This window comes from Gimesia chilikensis (genome assembly GCF_007744075.1).
GTDB classification, from domain to species: domain Bacteria; phylum Planctomycetota; class Planctomycetia; order Planctomycetales; family Planctomycetaceae; genus Gimesia; species Gimesia chilikensis_A.
This window is the reverse complement of sequence record NZ_CP036266.1, coordinates 779058-798546: the sequence shown is the minus strand read 5'-3', so window position 1 is coordinate 798546 and position 19489 is coordinate 779058. Positions and strand designations below refer to the sequence as shown.

14 protein-coding genes are annotated in these 19489 nt (G+C 53.8%); 6 read left to right on the top strand and 8 right to left on the bottom strand.

Going from position 1 to position 19489, the window contains the following annotated elements; translation table 11 throughout:
- Positions 1-17 precede the first annotated feature (17 nt).
- The 3 genes from HG66A1_RS03130 to HG66A1_RS03120 form a co-directional block, all read right to left on the bottom strand.
- The gene (locus tag HG66A1_RS03130) at positions 18-1085 is read right to left on the bottom strand and encodes a YbhN family protein (RefSeq protein ID WP_145180754.1); all 1068 of its coding nucleotides are present in this window, start codon (positions 1083-1085) and stop codon (positions 18-20) included.
- 32 nt (positions 1086-1117) lie between these two features.
- The gene (locus HG66A1_RS03125; protein WP_145180752.1) at positions 1118-1537 is read right to left on the bottom strand and encodes a hypothetical protein; all 420 of its coding nucleotides are present in this window, start codon (positions 1535-1537) and stop codon (positions 1118-1120) included.
- 79 nt (positions 1538-1616) lie between these two features.
- Positions 1617-2636: an alpha/beta fold hydrolase gene (locus HG66A1_RS03120; protein WP_145180750.1), complete on the bottom strand. Its 1020-nt coding sequence runs from the start codon at positions 2634-2636 to the stop codon at positions 1617-1619.
- A gap of 219 nt (positions 2637-2855) precedes the next feature.
- On the opposite strand from HG66A1_RS03120, the gene HG66A1_RS03115 reads away from it, so the two are divergent.
- Positions 2856-4946: a M3 family metallopeptidase gene (locus HG66A1_RS03115; RefSeq protein WP_145180748.1), complete on the top strand. Its 2091-nt coding sequence runs from the start codon at positions 2856-2858 to the stop codon at positions 4944-4946.
- A gap of 249 nt (positions 4947-5195) precedes the next feature.
- Entirely contained in the window at positions 5196-6515 is a 1320-nt protein-coding gene (locus tag HG66A1_RS03110; protein WP_145180746.1) for a nucleotide sugar dehydrogenase, read from the top strand.
- A gap of 73 nt (positions 6516-6588) precedes the next feature.
- On the opposite strand, the gene HG66A1_RS03105 is transcribed toward HG66A1_RS03110, so the two are convergent.
- Together HG66A1_RS03105 and HG66A1_RS03100 are read right to left on the bottom strand one after the other, a co-directional pair.
- Positions 6589-7155 (bottom strand): DUF1802 family protein, encoded by a 567-nt coding sequence (locus HG66A1_RS03105; protein ID WP_145180744.1) that lies wholly within the window; start codon positions 7153-7155, stop codon positions 6589-6591.
- 30 nt (positions 7156-7185) lie between these two features.
- Positions 7186-9135, bottom strand: a complete 1950-nt coding sequence (locus tag HG66A1_RS03100) for an FG-GAP repeat domain-containing protein (RefSeq protein WP_145180742.1) — start codon at positions 9133-9135, stop codon at positions 7186-7188.
- A 153-nt stretch (positions 9136-9288) separates the two neighbouring features.
- On the opposite strand from HG66A1_RS03100, the gene HG66A1_RS03095 reads away from it, so the two are divergent.
- On the top strand, positions 9289-10848 hold the full coding sequence (locus tag HG66A1_RS03095) for a TrkH family potassium uptake protein (protein ID WP_145180740.1): 1560 nt from the start codon (positions 9289-9291) through the stop codon (positions 10846-10848).
- A gap of 64 nt (positions 10849-10912) precedes the next feature.
- Here HG66A1_RS03095 and HG66A1_RS03090 read toward each other — a convergent pair whose 3' ends face one another.
- Positions 10913-11893 carry a ThuA domain-containing protein gene (locus HG66A1_RS03090; protein ID WP_145180738.1) on the bottom strand — a complete coding sequence of 327 codons (981 nt, stop codon included), beginning with the start codon at positions 11891-11893 and terminating at the stop codon, positions 10913-10915.
- Between the two features lie 223 nt (positions 11894-12116).
- Between HG66A1_RS03090 and HG66A1_RS03085 the strand changes: the two genes are divergently transcribed.
- Entirely contained in the window at positions 12117-13331 is a 1215-nt protein-coding gene (locus tag HG66A1_RS03085; RefSeq protein WP_145180736.1) for an SGNH/GDSL hydrolase family protein, read from the top strand.
- A gap of 32 nt (positions 13332-13363) precedes the next feature.
- Here HG66A1_RS03085 and HG66A1_RS03080 read toward each other — a convergent pair whose 3' ends face one another.
- Together HG66A1_RS03080 and HG66A1_RS03075 are read right to left on the bottom strand one after the other, a co-directional pair.
- Positions 13364-15772 carry a hypothetical protein gene (locus HG66A1_RS03080; RefSeq protein WP_145180734.1) on the bottom strand — a complete coding sequence of 803 codons (2409 nt, stop codon included), beginning with the start codon at positions 15770-15772 and terminating at the stop codon, positions 13364-13366.
- 341 nt (positions 15773-16113) lie between these two features.
- Entirely contained in the window at positions 16114-17004 is an 891-nt protein-coding gene (locus tag HG66A1_RS03075) for a phosphoribosylaminoimidazolesuccinocarboxamide synthase (protein WP_145180732.1), read from the bottom strand.
- A 274-nt stretch (positions 17005-17278) separates the two neighbouring features.
- On the opposite strand from HG66A1_RS03075, the gene HG66A1_RS03070 reads away from it, so the two are divergent.
- A complete protein-coding gene (locus tag HG66A1_RS03070; protein ID WP_145180730.1) occupies positions 17279-18784 on the top strand; it encodes an endo-1,4-beta-xylanase in 1506 nt (501 codons plus the stop codon).
- A gap of 181 nt (positions 18785-18965) precedes the next feature.
- A complete protein-coding gene (bcp, locus tag HG66A1_RS03065; RefSeq protein ID WP_145036482.1) occupies positions 18966-19451 on the top strand; it encodes a thioredoxin-dependent thiol peroxidase in 486 nt (161 codons plus the stop codon).
- The last annotated feature ends 38 nt before the right edge of the window (positions 19452-19489 follow it).

The window sequence follows — 19489 nt, the reverse complement described above, 5'->3', positions numbered from 1 at the left end:
CACTCAACAAACAGAAATCACAGGGAATCAATGGACTGGGAATCGGCGGCAGACTGTACGGAATCATCCTCGTCTGAAGCCGATTTTCCAAAACTATAGTATAGAACAAAAGCAGCCAGAATTTCACTAGCAAATGAGACGATCCGGATCAGTAAGGCAGCGACAAACGCATTTGCAGGACCAATCAGGGCGGAACCGGCGAGAATCGTGGTGATCAGACCTTCCCGTACTCCCAGGCCGGCAGGAGCGAAAATCGCCAGAAAGCCCAGGGCATACGCGGCGGAGACCGCAGCGGTCCAGCGCGGCCATTCCTGCCATTCGAGTCCCACTCCATTGATGGAGGCGAGTGCCAGACCCAGGCTGAGTCCATGTAGCGTCCAGCTCACAAGAAACAACAACACGCCCGCATAGAGCAAACGTAAAGAGAAAGCAGCGGGAGGAGCTGGCTCGGTCGCTTCGACATCGGACTTCGTAAATTTCTTCGTGAACAGATTCAACAGACGAGACAACAGTGGCAGAGAGACAAACAGCGCCAGTAGAAACAGACCGGGAACCAGCCAGGGACGGGCCTGTACGGACTGCATCCACTCAGGCCACTGCTGAACCTGCTCTGTATTCAACACAACGGGAATCAATGAAAGGAACACAACCAGCCCGACTCCCATGACAGCCAGCGTCTCGTAAGCAGCCGTCAAGGCGGCAACCGAAACGCGAACGCCGAAATCTTTCAGCAGGGTCGCCCGGATCAAGAGGACCGAGACCTTACCGGGAATGTATTTCCCCAAGTGCCCGCAGTAGTAGGCGCGTGCGACAGGTCCGAAGCGAACCTGTTCTCCGGAACTGAGAATCAGCTGTCGCCAGAACCAGACAGAAGGTAACCAGGCAATGAAATAACAGGCTGCAGATAAAACCAGCCAGAGCGGATCAATGCTGATACCAGTAAGCGTGTCCCCCTGCTCTGCGTACAGTTCCGCTCCCTGCTGCCAGACGAAGTACAGGACCAGCGCGAGCAACAGCCATTTGACTCCCCTCCAGATTTTCCGCGAAACGGAAGGGGATTCAGCTGTGGTGGGAGGGTCAGACATCAATCGTGGGTTTCGTGAGCTGGTGGTAAAAATCAGGCGGTGGCCTGGTCGGCAGGACTTTCGGGTGGTGGAGGAGATTTAAACAAAGCTCTGACCGAGGGGCGTCGCAAAACCAGAATCGTCCAGATACCGATGATGGTTCCCAGGGGGATCAGGAGACATTCAAAAATCGCAACCATCATACAGAATTCATAGCTTTCGTGGCGGGACAGTGACTGACCAGCCAGAATGATACAGAACAGGATCGCGACGCCGACCAGAAAGATCACCAGCCCGAATCCCAGTTCCAGTTCCACCTGATGATCCGGCTTGGTCTGTTCCATCGTTTTACGATAGGCATCGAAACCAAAATAAATGGTCTCATAAAACAGGTAAGTCACAAAAACATTGACGATCCCATAAATGACCTGAATCTTGGATAGCAGTTTCAATTGCCGTTCGTCTCGTTCCATCCGTTCTACCTGTCGTCTGAAAAAAGCGGGGATTAGCTGGTCACTCAATGACCCTTGTACCTGTTGTTATCGACGGATTTTAAGGGGCCGCCGCAGCTTCGACCTCAGGAATCGGCTGTGATTCACCAGATTCGCGGAATTTCCCGGTCTTGAGGAACCGCAGGGTATGTGAAATTGACTGGGGATCATTCATCATAAAAGAGTGCAGCACGGGCAACAGAACAAAATCCGCGGCTCCCGGCAGTCGCGTGCTGCTGACGCTGACCGTACCGTCATCGTCACCTCGGATCAGAGGATTAAAGCCTTTCAGCGTATCCCGGCCGCCGGCGACCACTCCAAATGGAAAGGGAGGTGTCGGCAGACTGGAAATAAAGTCCCCGTTTAATTCGGTCACCAACTGTTGCCCCGCTGGCCCGTACACAACCTTGAACAGCAGATTCGAACGGAAGCGATCCGCCATGTCTGCCCCCCGATTGGGGACTCCCAGCATGACCATGCGCCTGACTCGGGGATCGACTTCCTCCTGCTGATCCACCCAGGAGCGTACCACGAGCCCGCCCATGCTGTGGACAACCAGATCGATTTCATCAACACCTTCCAGCGACTTAATTACCTGTTCGAGGAACCGGGCATTCTCCGGGATCGTCTTCTGGGTACTGGGATAATCGAAGGGAATCGTAATCCAGCCCTCCTTGAGGCAGGCCAGTCTCATTTTTTCAAAGGATTTAGAAGAGCGGATGATCCCGTGAATCAGAATCACCGCCCGGCCCTGCATCGGAGGAAGCTTGCGGGCCTCCCTGATTTCTGCGAGCTTCTGCCGGCATTCCGCGAGAGTTCCACTGGCATGCCGCTGATCACTGGGATCAAGCAGGCGGTAGTGCTGGCTGATCACATTCTGTTGAATTTTCCAGCCTTGAAAAAACTGCACATCGCCCCAGAATTGACGTCCACCCATTGTTTTCATTGCCGGTACCTTCTCAGAGAGGTGCTTCCAGAGTTCGTTCAGATTCTGACTGTCGGGCAGGTCTTGTGCCTGACAGACAGTCGCATAAGCCGACAGCCATACCACGACTGCCCAGGCTGCAGATCGCTGTAACATGATTCGATTTCCACAGATCCGAGAGTCCCTGCAGCGGGTGTTCCACTGCGACAAACTGTACACATAGCATTGTATCGATTTGACGAATAGATAGAATGCCTTTTCAATCGAACCTGAGATATTTTATGATGAACGCATGGAATTGATTTCCGACGAAGCACACAGTCTGCCTCGAACCAGATTTACTGAAGCAAACTTAAGGAAGGACATTAAAACGTTATGGATCAGCAACAGCCTCTGTCAGACAACCCGCTTCTGGTACTGGAGGGCCTTCCCCGCTTCGATGAAATTGAGCCTGAGCATATTAGACCCGCAGTGAAATCTCTGCTGGAACAGTCGGAAGCAAGCCTGCGTAAAATCGAAAGCGAAGCACAGCCGAGCTGGGAAGGCTTGATGCAACCACTCGAAGAGCTCGATTACCCCTGGGAACGCTCCTGGGGCTCCGTAGGACATCTGCTGGGAGTGAGAAACACACCCGAATTACGGGAAGCCTATGAAAGTGTGCTGCCCGAAATCGTCGCTTTTTCGCTGAGCGTCAGACAAAGCAAGCCGATCTACGAAGCCATGAAGGCCATCCGGGACAACGGCTCCTGGGATCAGTTGAATGATGCCCAGAAACGAATTATCGAAAAGCGAATCCTTTCTGCAGAGCTGGCCGGCATCGGTCTCTCGGGAGATGAATTAAAGCGATTTAATGAAATTGCCACCGAGCTGTCCCAGCTCTCCACCCGTTTCGCCAACAACGTGCTGGATGCAACCAAAGCCTACACACTCCTGATTACAGACAGCAAAGATGTAGCGGGATTCCCCGACAGTCTGAAACAGCTCGCGGCTCAATCCTACAACACCTGGGATGATAAAGACGCAGATACCGAAGCCACCGCTGATGCGGGCCCCTGGCGAATCACACTCGACTTCCCCTGCTTCGGTCCTTTCATGCAACATTGTCGCAACCGCATATTGAGAGAGCAGGTTTACCGTGCATTCATTACCCGTGCATCAGAAGGGGAATACGATAATACATCGCTGATTCCCCAGATCCTGCAGTTACGTCAGGAAAAAGCAAAGCTTCTGGGCTACGCGAATTTTGCGGAAGTCAGCCTGGCTGAAAAAATGGCGCCCGGTATCGATGCCGTTCTGGAAATGGAAGAACAGCTGCGAAGTTCTTCCTGGGATAACGGACAGCAGGACCTGGCGGATCTGCAGGAGTACGCGAAAGAGCAGGGAGAAACCGAACCCATCATTCAATGGGATTTCGCATTCTGGTCAGAGCGGCTCCGTGAAAAACGCTTCAGTTACACTGACGAACAGTTGCGGCCTTATTTCTCCCTGGAGAAAGTTCTGGACGGTCTGTTCAGCCTGGTAAACCGCATCTTCGGCATTACGGTAACGCCCGCTACAGAGACCGTTCCGCTCTGGAATAAAGATGTGCGCTTCTTCCACATCGCAGATGAAGCAGGCAAAACAATCGCCGGTTTCTACCTTGACCCCTATGCCCGTCCTGCAGACAAGCGGGGTGGTGCCTGGATGGATGACTGCCTGGGTCGCAAGCTGGTCAATGGGGAAGTTCAGCTTCCGGTCGCACATCTGGTCTGTAACTCGACTCCGCCCGTGGGAGATAAGCCTTCGCTGATGACCTTCCGGGAAGTGGAAACCCTGTTCCATGAATTCGGACATGGTCTGCAGCACATGCTGACCACCATTGATGAAGCCGATGCCGCCGGTATTAATGGCGTCGAGTGGGACGCCGTCGAGCTGGCCAGCCAGTTCATGGAAAACTGGTGCTATCACAAACCGACCCTGCTGGGGATGGCCAAGCATTACGAAACGGGTGAAACCCTGCCTGATGAATTGTTTGAAAAAATCAAGGCAGCCCGCAACTTCCAGGCAGGAACTCAGATGCTGCGTCAGATTCAGTTCGGCGTGGTCGATCTGAAACTGCACAGCGAATTTGATCCTGCGGGAGAAAAATCGGTCTTCGATGTCCAGCGGGAAATCAGCCAGACAACGTCTGTACTGCCGATGCTCCCTGAAGACCGTTTCCTCTGTTCGTTCCAGCACATTTTTGCAGGCGGATACGCAGCCGGTTACTTCAGTTACAAATGGGCCGAGGTTCTCAGTGCAGATGCCTTCAGCGCCTTTGAAGAAGCGGGTCTGGATAACGAGCAGGCCGTTGCCGAAACCGGCCGTCGCTTCCGGGATACCATCCTGGCGATGGGAGGCAGTCGGCATCCGATGGATCTCTTCAAGGAATTCCGCGGACGCGAGCCGAGTCCTGAACCATTGTTACGTCATACCGGACTGCTGTAAGCGGGACGGAACCAAGTCATGCCGTCAGGCCAGCTGGATCCGTTTCAGCTGGCCTGTCGTCGTATTTCACAGCTGCCAGCCCTGCTTCTTGTCTGGACATCTGCTCCAAAATGATGAGATTCCGCTGTGATCCGGCGACTTCTGCCGGTCCGCTAAAATGCTTGCACGAAATAAGTTCGACTGATATGATCCGCCCCATTCAGCTGCACATTTACCTGCATTTCAGAATTAAGCAAGGACGGTATTCAGATGGCAAATCAGCTTGAGCAGGCGATCAAGGACAAATCAGCAATTATTGGCATCATCGGCCTGGGCTACGTCGGGCTCCCGCTGATTGACGCGTTCGTCAACACTGGTTTCAAAACGATGGGGTTTGACGTTGATCAGAACAAAGTCGATCAACTGCAGGCCGGCAAAAGTTATATTAAGCACATCCCATCCGAAACCGTTGCCAAGTGGATTGCGAAAGAGCAGTTCGAAGCGACCGCCGACTTCTCCCGGATGAAAGAAGCAGACGCCCTGCTGATCTGTGTTCCAACTCCCCTGACCACCAGCCGGGACCCCGACCTGACCTATGTGGAAAACACCGCGAAAGTCATCGCGGAAACCCTGCGGCCCGGTCAACTGGTCGTACTGGAAAGTACCACTTATCCCACGACGACCCGGGACGTCATGCTGCCCATTCTGGATAACGCTGGTCTGAAAGTGGGCGAAGATTATTACCTCGCCTACAGCCCCGAACGCGAAGATCCCGGCAACCCCGACTTCTCAGCAGCCGGCATCCCTAAAGTGGTCGGCGGTATAGATGAAAACAGCCTGCGGATTGCTTCGGCCCTGTACTCACACGCTGTTGTGAATGTGATCCAGGTCTCGTCTCCGGAAGTCGCTGAAGCCTGCAAGATTCTGGAGAACACCTACCGGGCCGTGAACATCGCGATGGTCAACGAGCTCAAGACTCTCTTCGATCGCATGGGCATCGATGTCTGGGAAGTCATTGACGCTGCCAAGACCAAGCCTTTCGGGTTCCAGGCCTTTTATCCCGGTCCCGGACTGGGTGGACACTGTATTCCTATCGACCCGTTCTACCTCAGCTGGCTGGCACGTAAAGAAGGTCAGACGACCCGCTTCATCGAACTGGCTGGTGAAGTTAACACCCGCATGCCACGCTACGTGATTGACCGTCTCGCTGAGTTCATGAACGAAAAAGCAAAACCGCTCAAAGGCAGTAAGATCTGCATGCTGGGTGTGGCTTATAAAAAAGATGTCGACGATCCGCGTGAAAGTCCTTCGTTCCACCTGCTGGATCTGCTGATGGAGCGGGGCGTAGACTTCACCTACAACGATCCGCACATTCCAAAACTGCCCAAGATGCGGCATCACGATGTACCAGCCATGGAAAGCCAGGAGCTCACCCCCGAGTATCTGGCAGCTCAGGACTGCGTACTGATCGCGACAGACCACAGTGCTTATGACTATGACTTTATCGTCAAACACAGTCAGATGGTCCTCGACACACGCAATGCAACCAAGAATGTGACTGAAGGCCGCGAGAAAATCTTTAAAGCCTGATGCCGACCAGAAAAAACAACAGCCCGGTGCGATTTTGCCCGGGCTGTTTTCGTTTATAGACTACTGATTGAATTCAGCTCAACCAGGTTTCGAGGGCCTGTTTTTGCTGCTGAAACTGTTCCTCGGTCAAGACAGGCGTCGCCCCCTCTGTTGAATAAGCCTGAGTGAGTTCTACCCAGGAACGACAGCCGCCGTAACGGGCTTCGTCTTTGATCTCGAAAGGCTGCGGCATCTGATACGCCCGAACCAGCAGAACGTATAACCCGGGGCGCTTATATACAAAACGTTGTGCGAGCGTCTCCTGGTTGAGGACCTGCAGTTCTTCCAGACCGGCCAGCTGTGACTCCTCTTGCAGTTCGAGCACCTGCTCCACCACGGCGTACAGCCCAAGCCTGATCTGACCGGCTGCAGGTTCCTGGGCATAAGGTTGCGACAAGAGGTTCTCCTGCCCTGCCTGCAATTGATCCGCGCCCTGATGGAAGCGGGTCGGGAAGAGCCAGAACTCACGATGTTCAACACGAAAGCCATCGCGGCCTTCGTGAATGCCCCCCTTCCGTACAATCAGCGACTGTCGCCCCTCTGCCAGGGCAGCACAGATGGCTCCCCACTCTTTAAAGGCGATCTGATTTTCTGCCTGCATTCTGCTACCAGTTTTCTCTTTTGGTCGAAGTTACTTTTCAGGTGAGTTCGGATTTTTCATCCAGTAGAGATAGCCGTCTTCCGCCCCGACAATCAGATCACGAACGCCATCCTGATCCCAGTCGACCGTGCAGGGACTGCTGGTATGACCGGCCAGTTTGCGCTGACTGAGCGGCCCCTCATTCTTCAGGACCACTTTTCCATCCACGGTCTTCAGGTTGCGGTAGAAGTCGGCGTTCGTGCTATTGACCAGCAGGTCCAGGCGACCATCGCCGTCCCAGTCGACTACGTGCAGTTTGTAGCGTCCACTGCCTCCGGCCCGCTTTTTGTTCATTTGAATCGGCTTGAGCGATTCATCGACAAAGATCCGCTCACCGGGCAGGAGCTTAAGCTGATCTCCCTCTTTGACTCGCTTGAAGAACGCGAGATACCCTTCGTGATCCAGCATCACCAGGTCCATCAGTCCGTCCTGGTTCCAGTCGACGGCAACGGGAGTTGTCCGCCACTGAGTGACCAGTTGTTTTCCCCGAGGATCCCACCAGTTCCAAGCTGGTTTGGGAGCTGCTGCTTTCCACTCGACGTCAATCGTCTGTGCCGGCGCCAGTTTGGGCTCCGTTCGGGTGCCGATGTTTTTAAACAGTAGAATCTCTCCCCAGATCGAATTCACCAGCAGATCCGGCAGACCATCCTGATCCCAGTCTGCCACAGTCTGTGTCGTATAACCCCACTTCGCTTCACAGGGGCCCTGGATCGAACCGTTGGGGCCCGCCTGAATGCGAATCGGTCGTCCTCCAGCCTGTAGATAGCGGGGAGCTGCCAGTCGTGGCGACCGAGAATGACCATCCAGGTTTTCGAAGAAGCCAATGTAACCGGCGGTATTTCCACAGATCAGATCTTCGTCACCATCGCCATCCCAGTCGAAGGCATAAGGAGTTGCCAGGGCACCAAATTTGACACCTGCCGCTTTCTGACGAAAATAGCGGGGCGGTAAAAATTGAGGGACGCCACCAATCAGTTCTCCAGTATTCTCGATGAATGCAACGCGACCATCTTCATCACCGACAATCAGATCGATATCGCCATCCTTGTCCCAGTCAATCGCCTTGGGAACGATCATTTGCAGATCCATCTGAATCGGATCCCCATTGCTCGCCAGACGCCGCCCGAGTGCATACTGCGGCTCAGTCCTGGAACCGGTATTTTCGAAGTAGGTCAGCTGATCCAGAAATTCTCCACAAATCAGGTCCAGGTCACCGTCCTCATCGAAGTCGGCAAAGTTGGGAGACGGCCAGCCAAAGACTTCGAGGTCCTTATCGCCCACTTTGATGCGAGCTGGTTTAGCATACTCTGGTTTGGCATCAGTCCCCTCATTGTTGAGCACATACACATATCCGCGGAGGGGGCCGTTGGTCCATTGCCCCAGCTGATTGTAGGCATCGTCCCAACCGTAGTCGCTCCAGTCGCCAACACCGACCACCAGATCCTGATCGCCGTCGCCGTCGTAGTCCACGTAATACCATTGATTGGCCCGCACCTTGCCGCCGTGCACATTCCGTCCAACGGGCAGATCGGTGAGTTTATCAAACCCATGCTGTTTAAAATCGACCACTTCCCGACCGGCGACCAGTACACGTGGCTTACCGTTCACAAAGGAAAGGCACGTATTATGATAGCCTTTACCCAGTCTGACCCCCGGCTCAAACACCGGCATTGAATCTTTACCATCCGACTTGTTTTCAAAGAAATAAGTGCCGTTCGAGGGTTTGTCAGGACAGGAAACGAGCAGATCCAGATCCCCGTCGCCATCATAATCCATCGGCAGAGGCCAGGCCCATAAACCGACGCCCAGATCCACTTCCAGTTGTGGATTCTGATACGTCAATTGCTCAAGTTCCTCAGCCTGGGTAAAAGCAGAGGCAGAGAGAGCCAGACAGAACAGACAAAGGTAAAAAGGCGTACGGAGCAGGTGTCGAGCGAGCATAAATGGAATTTCCTAAATCGGAATGAGTGGTATCGTTCCCGAAGAACAGACGTGCTATAATCTTCGCTTTTATAGATCTCTCTATATTTAACTCGAACAGACTGGAAGATTCCAGTCGTTCCTGACTGCACTAAATCAATAAGTTGAAATCGAATGAATTGGTTGCTTCTCTGCCGACTGCTGGGCCTGGTAGGCATGCTGGTCGGTGCGTCAATGGTATTCAGTCTCCCCTGGGCATTTCCCTTTTTTGGAGAGGCTGTCGAATTTGAATCCGCGGGTTTCTGGGGCATCTGTGGTGCGATTGCCTGCAGTCTGGTCTCCGGTTCCCTGCTCTACCTGGCCGGGCGAAAAGAGCATGGCACGATCCTGCGCAAAGAGGCGCTCGCCGTTGTCGGCTTGAGCTGGATCTATTCCGGTGTCCTGGGCTGCCTCCCCTTTCTGTTTTCCGGTTCGATGGTCTCCCCAGACGTTCCAATGACGGTTCCGGATGCGTTATTCGAATCGATCTCTGGTTTCACAACAACAGGCGCCTCGGTACTCAGAGAGCTGGAAGATCCGAAGCTGATACCGCGCTGTGTCCTGTTCTGGCGAAGCTTCACCCACTGCCTGGGTGGCATGGGAATCATTGTGCTGTTCGTCGCAATCCTGAGTCATCTGGGTGCGGGGGGCAAAGCGCTCATGCGGCGCGAAGTGCCCGGCCCGACCAGCGAAGCGGTCCGTCCGCGGGTGCGCGAGTCAGCAATCGTCATGTGGACCATCTATGTCGCCTTCACCCTCGTGCTGGCGCTGATCCTCTGGCTGGAAGGTATGAGCGTCTTCGATGCGTTCTGCCACAGTTTCGGATCGATGGCGACTGGCGGCTTCAGCACGCACAACGCCAGTGTCGGGTATTTCAACAGTTCGCTGATCGAATTCACAATCGCGGTATTCATGGTAGCAGCGGGCACCAACTTCTCACTCTACTTCCTCTCCTTAAAAAACATGCGTTCCCACGATTTCTCCTGGAAGAGTATGATCGCCCCGCTACGCAATGATATTGAGTTCCGCACTTACCTGTTGATCCTGAGTGGCGCGATCATCTTTCTGACCTATAACCTGATCAACAACCATATTTACGACACCCTGCCCGACGCCCTGCGTTATGCCGGCTTTCAGGCGGTCTCCATCATGACCACCACCGGCTACGGGACCGGCGACTTCGACACGTGGAATGAATCGTCCAAAATGCTGCTGCTGTTACTGATGTTTGTGGGAGGCTGTGCCGGTTCGACGGCGGGGGGCATCAAGGTGATTCGCGTTGTGCTATTCGCCAAGATCATCTGGCTGGAAATCGAAAAATCATTTCGCCCGAACGTGGTCCGTCCCCTGCGAATCGGCACCACGAACATCGAACAGGGGATTCGTAATGACGTCACCGTGTACTTCAGCCTGGTGCTGGTCATCTTCATCTTCAGCAGTCTGTTGCTGACCGCCATCGAACCCAATACGGAGTGGCAGACAAACAAACCGGAAAAGCTGATCGACTGCACCAGTGCCGTGGTCGCCACCTTGAATAATATCGGCCCGGGGGTCGGCGAACTCGGTCCGACCGAAAACTATGCCGACTTCACGCTCACGGGGAAAGTCATCCTGACGATCCTCATGCTGCTGGGCCGACTGGAACTGTTTGCCATTCTGGTCCTGTTCGTTCCCTCCTTCTGGAAGAATTACTGACGGTGCATCAAAAAAGCCCGCAGCTTTGTCGCCGCGGGCTTCGGGATCTCTACAGTCATTCCTATCAGAGTTTTTCCGGTTTCAGCCCCGTTTTATATTTTTTCGGCCCGGTGCCGGAGTTGTTCGGATCATAGTCATCGACGGTATCCGTGTTTGCTCCCTGGGAAGGAATCTCTGCTTCCCTGCCCAGTGCCCATAGAATTCCATTGAGTGCCAGCTTCCGCACGTTGGGATCTTTGAAGTCAAAAGGGTGCGCCGTCGTGGTAAAGAAGACACGGCCCCGGGTTCCGTCTGCTCCCTTGTAAGTCTTGGTCCAGGCGACTGGATTGGTCAGCGGATACTTATCGAGGTTCCCTTTCTGCTCATGACCGGATTTGAGCGAGCGTCCCGTCAACAGAGGCTTGCTGTCCCCCGCCAGTTGATGCCCTTCGCTGCCACCATCCACATGATACAACCAGGAATACGCCTTGTACGGTTTAACGCCCCGCAAAATCGGATGATCTGCAGCCTCCTCATTCACCATGACCTCCGTCAGGTATTCATGCCCGTCACCGAAATGTCCATGGTGGGTGATCCACTTCTGCCCAACCAGTTCGGCGATTTTCTGATCGTTCCACGCCTTGAAGGGGCTCTTCGGATCTCGGAACATGAAAGCATGTGTGGCTGTCCGGAAACCGACAATTGGTTTCCCCGACTTCACATAGTTCAGGAAGTGCTGGAACTGTTCGGGAGGCAGATCGCGAAACCGCGTGAAGAGCACCATCAGGTCTGCATCGTCGAGGGCTTCCAGGCCACTGATCGATTTCTGATTCCCGGGTGAGATATTGCCCTCATCATCCAGAGAATAACAGACGGTGACATCGAAGCCATAATCCCGTTTCAGAATCTTGGCCAGCATCGGCATCGATTCTTCCGACCGGTACTCATCATCGCCGGTAACGAACACCACATGCGGCTTCTTCTCTGCCCGGGCTTCACTCACAAAGACGGTCCCCAGTAACAAGGTGGATAGACAACACGCGATCAGAAAAGACAACAATTTCATTACAACTCCTGCCAGCGCTGCGGGCTTTTTGTATATGTCACAGGGAAACACGGTAAATTGAAACAGGCATCTATCGTATCGAATCCCTGAACCTGAAATCAATTGTTGCCCGGCAGAACTCTTGACCTGGCCCTCTGGATTCTGCATGCTGGAAGAGGCAGATCATTGCCTTTCACCGCGGTACTTTCCAGTTTTGTTCTTTCCATTATGAGCTCGCCTGACTATGAACTATGCCCGATCCCCGTTTCGTCTGCTGCCTGCCCTCCTCTGCCTGATTTTATGTCATGCCTCGACTGAATTGAGCGCAGCCCCTCCGGAGAACCTGCCCGAAGTCTCAGACAAAAACATTCATCTGCGCGGCAGCTATCAGAACAGCAAACAGAAATTCGAATCCACTAAAACGGGCCACGTCGCTTTCCTGGGGGGCTCGATCACCGAAATGAACGGCTATCGACCGATGGTCTGTGAATTCCTGGAAAAGACGTTCCCCGAGACCAAATTCACATTTACCAACGCCGGCATCTCCTCCACCTGCTCGAATACGGGTGCGTTTCGTACGAATCGCGATGTTCTCAGCCAGGGGCCGGTCGATCTTTTCTTCGTCGAGTTCGCTGTAAATGACGATCAGGATGCCGGACACTCTAAGGAAGCCGCGATTCGCGGGATGGAAGGAGTGATCGCCCAGATCCGGCGGCACAACCCATACGCCGACATCGTGATGGTGCATTTCGTGAACCCTTCGATGTTGGAAACCATTCAACAGAAGAAAAAACCGCTCTCCAGTTCCAGTCATGAGCAGGTTGCGAAACACTACCAGATTTCTACCATCGATCTGGCCAGTGAAGTCGCCCGTCTGATCGACGCTGACCAATTGACCTGGAAACAATATGGCGGAACACACCCGGCTCCTTTCGGTAATGCTATTTGTGCCGCGATGATTGATAAGCTGCTGACTCGTGCCTGGCAGGAATCGGGACCAAAAGAAAAACATTCCACGCCGGATCAGCCACTGGATGTCTTCAGTTTTCGCAATGGCCGCTTGATCGACGTTAAGCATGCGAAACTGGCATCGGGCTGGGAGATCAAGGTTCCTGACTGGGAATCCATCTCGGGTAGTAAACGCAGTCGATTTACCAGCATCCCCATGTTGTGTGCAGAGCAACCGGGTGCCGAACTGGAGTTGGACTTTGAAGGAACCGCATTGGGCGCGTTCATTGTCGCCGGCCCCGATGCAGGTCAGTTGGAAGTCAGCATTGATGGGGGACCGTTCAAGACACACGATCTGTACCATCATTACAGCAAAGGCCTGCACTATCCCCGTACGGTCGTCTTTAGCAGCGAACTCAAACCAGGCAAGCATCAGGCGAAAATCCGGGTGAGTCCGGAATCGTCCAGCCCGGGACATGCTGCCCGCATCATGTACTTCACTGGCAACTGAAACTGTCAGCTTGGTTGATGCGTCTGGCTCTCCTAAAAATCGAGCCGGGCGTCGAACAGCTTCTGTCGATCACCCCGATCACGGAAATCGTCGAGCATTGCTTTCATATCGGGACGCAGGAAGTCATTGAACCGGGTCTTATTATCGACGTGGACTTCCAGTCGTTTGTCGAAATCGACCAGTTCCGGATTGAGCCAGAGTGAATAGGACTTGCCCCCCGATTTCACATAGATCACATTGCCCAGCTTAATGCTGACTCCCAGCGTGACCGGACGGGCGCGAATCCGGCCGTTGCCGACGTACTCGGGCCCCTGCATGATATGGCGGGGGAAATCGTCGGTGCGGACCCAGTAATACCGGTTGTCCAGTGGACGGAGAATTTTGGCTTCGATCTCTTTGGGATATTTCACGCGCTGATGAAGTTCCATCCAGTCAAAAAGCCGGTGGATTTCTTCATAATAATGTTCATACCCACGGCCCTTATACTCTGCATAGATCACATCGTGACCGTTGCGCATCATCCGGTTGACCAGCAGTGAATTATGCTCCAGCGTATCGCGGTCTAGTTCGCCTCCCACAATATACCAGGCCAGATTACTGGCGTTCTGCCAGTAATGCAGGTTGAACGCGCTGCTTTTCCCTGCGATCGGAATCACTCCCGCAAACAGTCCCGGATGCGACATGCCGATATCAAAGGCAGCATCAGCGCCCGTCCCATGCCCGGCCAGAAAGACACGGTCCGAATCCACATTGAAGCGTTTACGGGCATCGCGGATGGACTGAATCACAGCATAATGCGCTGTCGCATTATCAGTGTATCGGTCTCGTCCCTCCTGCAGGTAATCGGGGGCAATCACGATATATCCACGGCGCTGTGACTGCCCTGGTCCATCCTTATACTTCCCCCACCAGTGCAGCTCCATCTCCGGTTTGGCACCTGCCGTCGGCAACGCCACTATCATCGGGTACGTATGATGCGGATTGTATTCGAGAGGCAGTAATACCGTATAAGACACGGGGAGTTCCGCCCCGGGATCTGTCACCTGAATCGGAAACGCAGTCTCGGTATTTCTGATGGGGGCATCGAGGATCGGAGGCAGCAGAGGAATCATCTGCTTGACCACTGCCGTCGAAACACCTTCCAGCTTCGAAAGTGTTTCGATCATGTTCCCGTCCAGCTGTTCATCTTCATTGCGCAGGTATTCCAGCACATGCGCCCGAGCCGTCCAGAGGTTGAGAGCCGTGTCCAGATCGGTCACCACGTTGGCTGCTCCCACAATCCAGCCGGAATAGGCCAGAGCCAGCTTCTCACGCGGTGAGAGGGAATCATCACTCTCCAGGTTCAGGAACGACCCCAGTCGATCGATAGATTCAAAATTCAACTGGCTTATCACTTCACGGCGGCAGGCCTGCAGTCGTGATTTATTCTTGACCTCTTCAATTTCTGCTTCGAGTTCCCCCAGGCGGAACAATGCTTTCTCAATCCGTTCGCTGCGTTTGGCGTAGTCCGTTTCCACTTCGCGGATCTGGCGGAGAATTGACTGGTCGACATTATTTGTGGGGAACTTGGCAATCGCAGTCTGCGCTAACTGATGCTGCCCTGCCTGGCGGCGTTGTTCCAGCTCATTCAACAACTGCTGACTGTGTAGTGTCCGCAATTCGGTGACGAAACCTGCAATCTTCTCCTTGTACTCCGGGAAGTTTGCCTCGATGTAATCAAACTCTTTACCGGCCGGCAGATACAGGCCAGCCTGAATGTAGAAGCGGGCGACTGCGATCCGATCATTGGGCTCCAGCGGATCGATGTTCTTTTTCAGCATGGCATCCAGGATCTCTTCCTTAACAGAAGTCGTCCGCATCCCCAGGTTCCATTGTTGCTTGAGCCCGGTAATCTTAAGGTAGTGTGGCGTGATCTCCGTCACTCCCTGCAACAGGGGCATCAACCCTTTGCTGGTTCGGAGAGTGACTTTCCGACGCCCGAACTCATCGAAGTCGGTCACATCCTCATAATTGCCGACGACCTTCAGCATCTGTCCCCGTCCGGTCACCCGTTGAGGCAATTCGAATGTTTCATACCGCGAAAGATCCTGATCGTTGTTAAGCCGCTGAATCTCACGTCGGGACACAAAATAACGGACGACTCCGTCATCGACCATGATGATCGGATAACCCTCCAGTTTTCGCTTGGGGATCGCAACTTCGGTATCGCCATATTCCAGACGGGATGCCAGGGCGTCGGTCAGCCCCAGGATGGGCACAATGTCACCGCGGAGAATCGTCCCGTGCTTCACTTCCACTTCCCCGGCTCGCGTCGGGAGTGCGTAAAGCAGGGCGAAAATCAGGCACAGGCAGCCTGCTGCAAGAATGCGAGGTAACCAACGTGCCGTCACATTATTTTGAGACGACAACAGTCCGGATTGAGGAAATAATCGTACAGTCATACTGATTTCATCGACACTCTGACCGCCGGAATTTGAGAATTTAAAAAGCCTGTTCCTTTCCTACGTTACCAGAAACCGTTTATTGGCTAAAAAGTCCGTCTGCATGGAGTTTTTCACGGATTCGAGAGCCAGATTTCCCACGGATCAGCCTTCAGAATACCATCTTTTCAGAGGCGATCCCACACTCTCATCGAATTTCAGTAGAACAGACGCTACGCACCGGGTCTGCATATGCACAAAAACTAAGTATCTGTCGCTGTTTAGGTCGAAGACGAAGCATCATGTCGACACAAGCAGCATAATCGACGCGACCCGCAGAACTGGCACCTGATACGCAGGGCCTACCAGGTACATTCCTCGCCGGTCAGCATTTTGTACGCTTCAAAATACTTCTCGCGCGTCTTTTCGACAATCTGATCCGGCAGCACAGGGGGAGTGCTGTTCTTATCCCAGTCGGTCGTCTCCAGCCAGTCGCGAACGAACTGCTTATCGAGCGAAGGCTGTGCGCCACCCGGCTGGTAGGTCTCCGCAGGCCAGAAACGGGAGCTGTCGGGAGTCAGAACTTCATCAATCAGAATCGGTGTTCCGTCCAGCAGGCCGAACTCAAATTTGGTATCAGCCAGGATGATGCCACGTTCCCGGGCATATTCAGAACCCTGCTGATAAATCTGAACACTCTTTTCACGCAGGCTGTCAGCGAGTTCCTGACCGATGGCCTGACTCATCACTTCGAATGAGACGTTTTCATCATGGCCGGACTCCGCTTTGGTAGCTGGTGTGAACAGGGGCTCGGGCAGTTGATCACTCTGTTTGAGACCCGCTGGCAAATCGATACCACATACGGCCCCAGTCGCCTGATAGTCTTTCCACCCAGATCCGGACAGATAGCCGCGGACGACACATTCAAAGGGAACCACTTCGGTCTTCCGAACCACCATACAACGGCCACGCAGCGCTTCGAGATCGGTATCAGCAGGGAGCGGCAGATCGGCTGGATCCATGCTCAGCAGATGGTTCGAAATCGTGGTGAATCGTTCAAACCAGAACCGACTGATCTGGGTCAACACCCGCCCCTTGTCGGGAATTCCCGGTGCGAGAATCCAGTCGAAGGCACTGATTCGATCGGTGGCCACAAACAGCAGCCGATCGCCAAAATCATATACATCGCGGACTTTCCCCCGTTTGACGGGAATGCCGGTGAGTGAACTTTCGGTAAACGCGGAGGATGTCATGCTTCGTGACCACATTCATGAAAAACGGATGAATCGAGACACTGGAAGTTTAGCGAGAACCAGCAGGCTAAACAATTGAGTGCTGTTCATAACCGCTAAATCCCTGCTAATTCGAGCGATCGTCAGTTTCCTGCCAGCCGCCGGCCCCAACCAGCCTGATGTACATACATACGAGTCTACACTTGCCACCAGTGCTGCAAACGCGATAATGGGAGAAGTAGCTTGAAGTTAACTTCTTAATTTGAAAATCAGAGAATGATTGTGACCCGTTCTTATGGGCAACTTGCGCTTTTTAATTGCACCTACTCAAGTACCTGAAGACTGGTCTGATCTTCACCGCGCTTATCTGAATGCTGTCGACGGACGTGTGTTTCCGACGCGGATTGAGGTGGATGGAAATGTTCTCACTTTCCGCCGCCAGACATCACAAAGCTGCAAACTGAATATCGTCTGGCACGTCACTGACTTTGGCCGCCCGATCGTGCGGACTGCCTCCCTTGCAGAACGCGAAGAACCTTACGTTCTCTCACTGGAACTGGCACGTGGAAAAATCTCGACGCTCAAAGACCAGTTGAGCAACTGGCAGATTGCCGGTCTGGTCATTCCCCAGGCGCTCATTAAACTACACGACGAAGCCTTCCATGCATTTTCCCAGGCGGCCGTCATCCAGGATCAACTGGAACGCTGCTCGGAACTCGCCGACCTCGCCCTGCAGAAAGCGCATGCCGCAGCTGAAATGCTGGTCCAGCTTTATGCACGTCAGCGTCTGACGATTCTGCATCAGCGGGCACAGTCGTTGAAACTGCCCGTTTCCCTGGGCTGTAACCTGGGAACCCTGATTCCTGACAGTTCCGAACGGGCTCAGATCTGCCAGGCCTTTGATGCCGTCAACGTGGATCTGGTGAACTGGAAAAACATCGAACTCTACGAAGGCGAGCAAAACTGGGACCAGTGCGATCAGCAGGTTGACTGGTGCGAAAAAAACAATCTGCTGATTCGTGGAGGCTGCCTGCTTGATTTCGCTCCGGAAGGACTCCCCGACTGGCTCGAGTCCTGGAAGCTGGATATGGTCAACTTCCAGAGCATCGTTTCCCATTTCATTGAGACCGCGATCACCCGGTATACGGGCAGTATTCGAAACTGGACGCTGGTTTCTGCCATGAACACCGGCGGCGTCTTCGGACTCAATGAAGAGACCCGGCTCACTCTCACCGCCCGCGCCATCGAAGTTGCTAAACAGACGGATGACTCCATCCAGTGTTTCATCAGAGTGGAACAGCCTTGGGGAGATTACCTTTCCAAGGGGCAGCACCAGCTCTCTCCCATGCAGTTCGTCGATGCCATCGACCGACTGGGAGTCGGGCTTTCCGGAATCGATCTGGAGCTCAGTATCGGTTATTTCCCGAACGGTTCGCATCATCATGACATGCTGGATATGTCGAAACTGATCGACAAATGGAGCATGCTGAACCTGCCGCTGCACCTGACGCTGGCTTTCCCCAGTGACGATACGGTCGTCAACGAACGGGACAAAAGCATCTCGCGGGTCCAGGCCAGCCAGTGGAAAACCGGCTGGAGTGAAGCAGCCCAGGCCGAGTGGCTTGAGCTTTATCTCCCCCTGCTGCTGGCCAAGCCGGCTGTAACCGGCGTTTACTGGTCGCAATTCCGCGATCAGGATGCCTGCCGTTTTCCCCACTCGGGTCTGGTTAACCAGGACGGCAAAGCCAAGCCGGCCCTGGACACGGTCACGAAGTACCATCGCCAATACTGGCGCGCCTGATTTCAAACAGGTTCTACCGCATTGCATAGCGGCTCTCAGTCGAAAATTCCCTGTCAGACTGTTATCATGCAGGCGCGTGACTGAAGTTTTGCATTCCAGTCTGATTCGTATTCCGACTGGCTTCATTGCGCCATCACGAACCGGCCCCGGTTCGCCCCTCAGACTTCATCAAGGAATCAACATGGCTACCGATAGCAAAGTACCTGAAGTTGGCAAGCGTGCTCCTGCTTTTACTCTCCCCGCTTATCCGGAAGGCAAAGTCCGCCTGAGCGAATTCAAAGGGGAAAAGAACGTACTGCTGTACTTCTACCCCAAAGACAATACCCCCGGCTGCACCACTGAATCCTGTGACTTCCGGGATCGGGTTACTACCTTCAAGAAAAATGACACCGTCATTCTGGGTATCAGCCCCGACTCGGTTAAGTCTCACGAAAAATTCGCGACCAAGTTCGAACTACCTTTCACCCTGCTCGCAGACGAAGACCATGCCATCGCTGAGAAGTATGGTGTGTGGGTAGAAAAGAGTATGTACGGTAAGAAGTACATGGGGATCCAGCGTGCGACCTTCCTGATCAACAAGGAAGGCAAGATTGCCGCAGCCTGGCCCAAAGTGAAAGTCAACGGACACGCCGAAGAGGTCGCCCAGGCATTAAAAGAGCTTGACTGATCAAGCTGCCTGAGGACCTCGACTCAAAAGCCTCGAAC

Coding starts and splice junctions, on each gene's coding strand:
- HG66A1_RS03130 (WP_145180754.1), bottom strand. CDS start 1,085: ATGTCTGACCCTCCCACCACAGCTGAATCCCCTTCCGTTTCGCGGAAA.
- HG66A1_RS03125 (WP_145180752.1), bottom strand. CDS start 1,537: ATGGAACGAGACGAACGGCAATTGAAACTGCTATCCAAGATTCAGGTC.
- HG66A1_RS03120 (WP_145180750.1), bottom strand. CDS start 2,636: ATGTTACAGCGATCTGCAGCCTGGGCAGTCGTGGTATGGCTGTCGGCT.
- HG66A1_RS03115 (WP_145180748.1), top strand. CDS start 2,856: ATGGATCAGCAACAGCCTCTGTCAGACAACCCGCTTCTGGTACTGGAG.
- HG66A1_RS03110 (WP_145180746.1), top strand. CDS start 5,196: ATGGCAAATCAGCTTGAGCAGGCGATCAAGGACAAATCAGCAATTATT.
- HG66A1_RS03105 (WP_145180744.1), bottom strand. CDS start 7,155: ATGCAGGCAGAAAATCAGATCGCCTTTAAAGAGTGGGGAGCCATCTGT.
- HG66A1_RS03100 (WP_145180742.1), bottom strand. CDS start 9,135: ATGCTCGCTCGACACCTGCTCCGTACGCCTTTTTACCTTTGTCTGTTC.
- HG66A1_RS03095 (WP_145180740.1), top strand. CDS start 9,289: ATGAATTGGTTGCTTCTCTGCCGACTGCTGGGCCTGGTAGGCATGCTG.
- HG66A1_RS03090 (WP_145180738.1), bottom strand. CDS start 11,893: ATGAAATTGTTGTCTTTTCTGATCGCGTGTTGTCTATCCACCTTGTTA.
- HG66A1_RS03085 (WP_145180736.1), top strand. CDS start 12,117: ATGAACTATGCCCGATCCCCGTTTCGTCTGCTGCCTGCCCTCCTCTGC.
- HG66A1_RS03080 (WP_145180734.1), bottom strand. CDS start 15,772: ATGACTGTACGATTATTTCCTCAATCCGGACTGTTGTCGTCTCAAAAT.
- HG66A1_RS03075 (WP_145180732.1), bottom strand. CDS start 17,004: ATGACATCCTCCGCGTTTACCGAAAGTTCACTCACCGGCATTCCCGTC.
- HG66A1_RS03070 (WP_145180730.1), top strand. CDS start 17,279: ATGGGCAACTTGCGCTTTTTAATTGCACCTACTCAAGTACCTGAAGAC.
- bcp (WP_145036482.1), top strand. CDS start 18,966: ATGGCTACCGATAGCAAAGTACCTGAAGTTGGCAAGCGTGCTCCTGCT.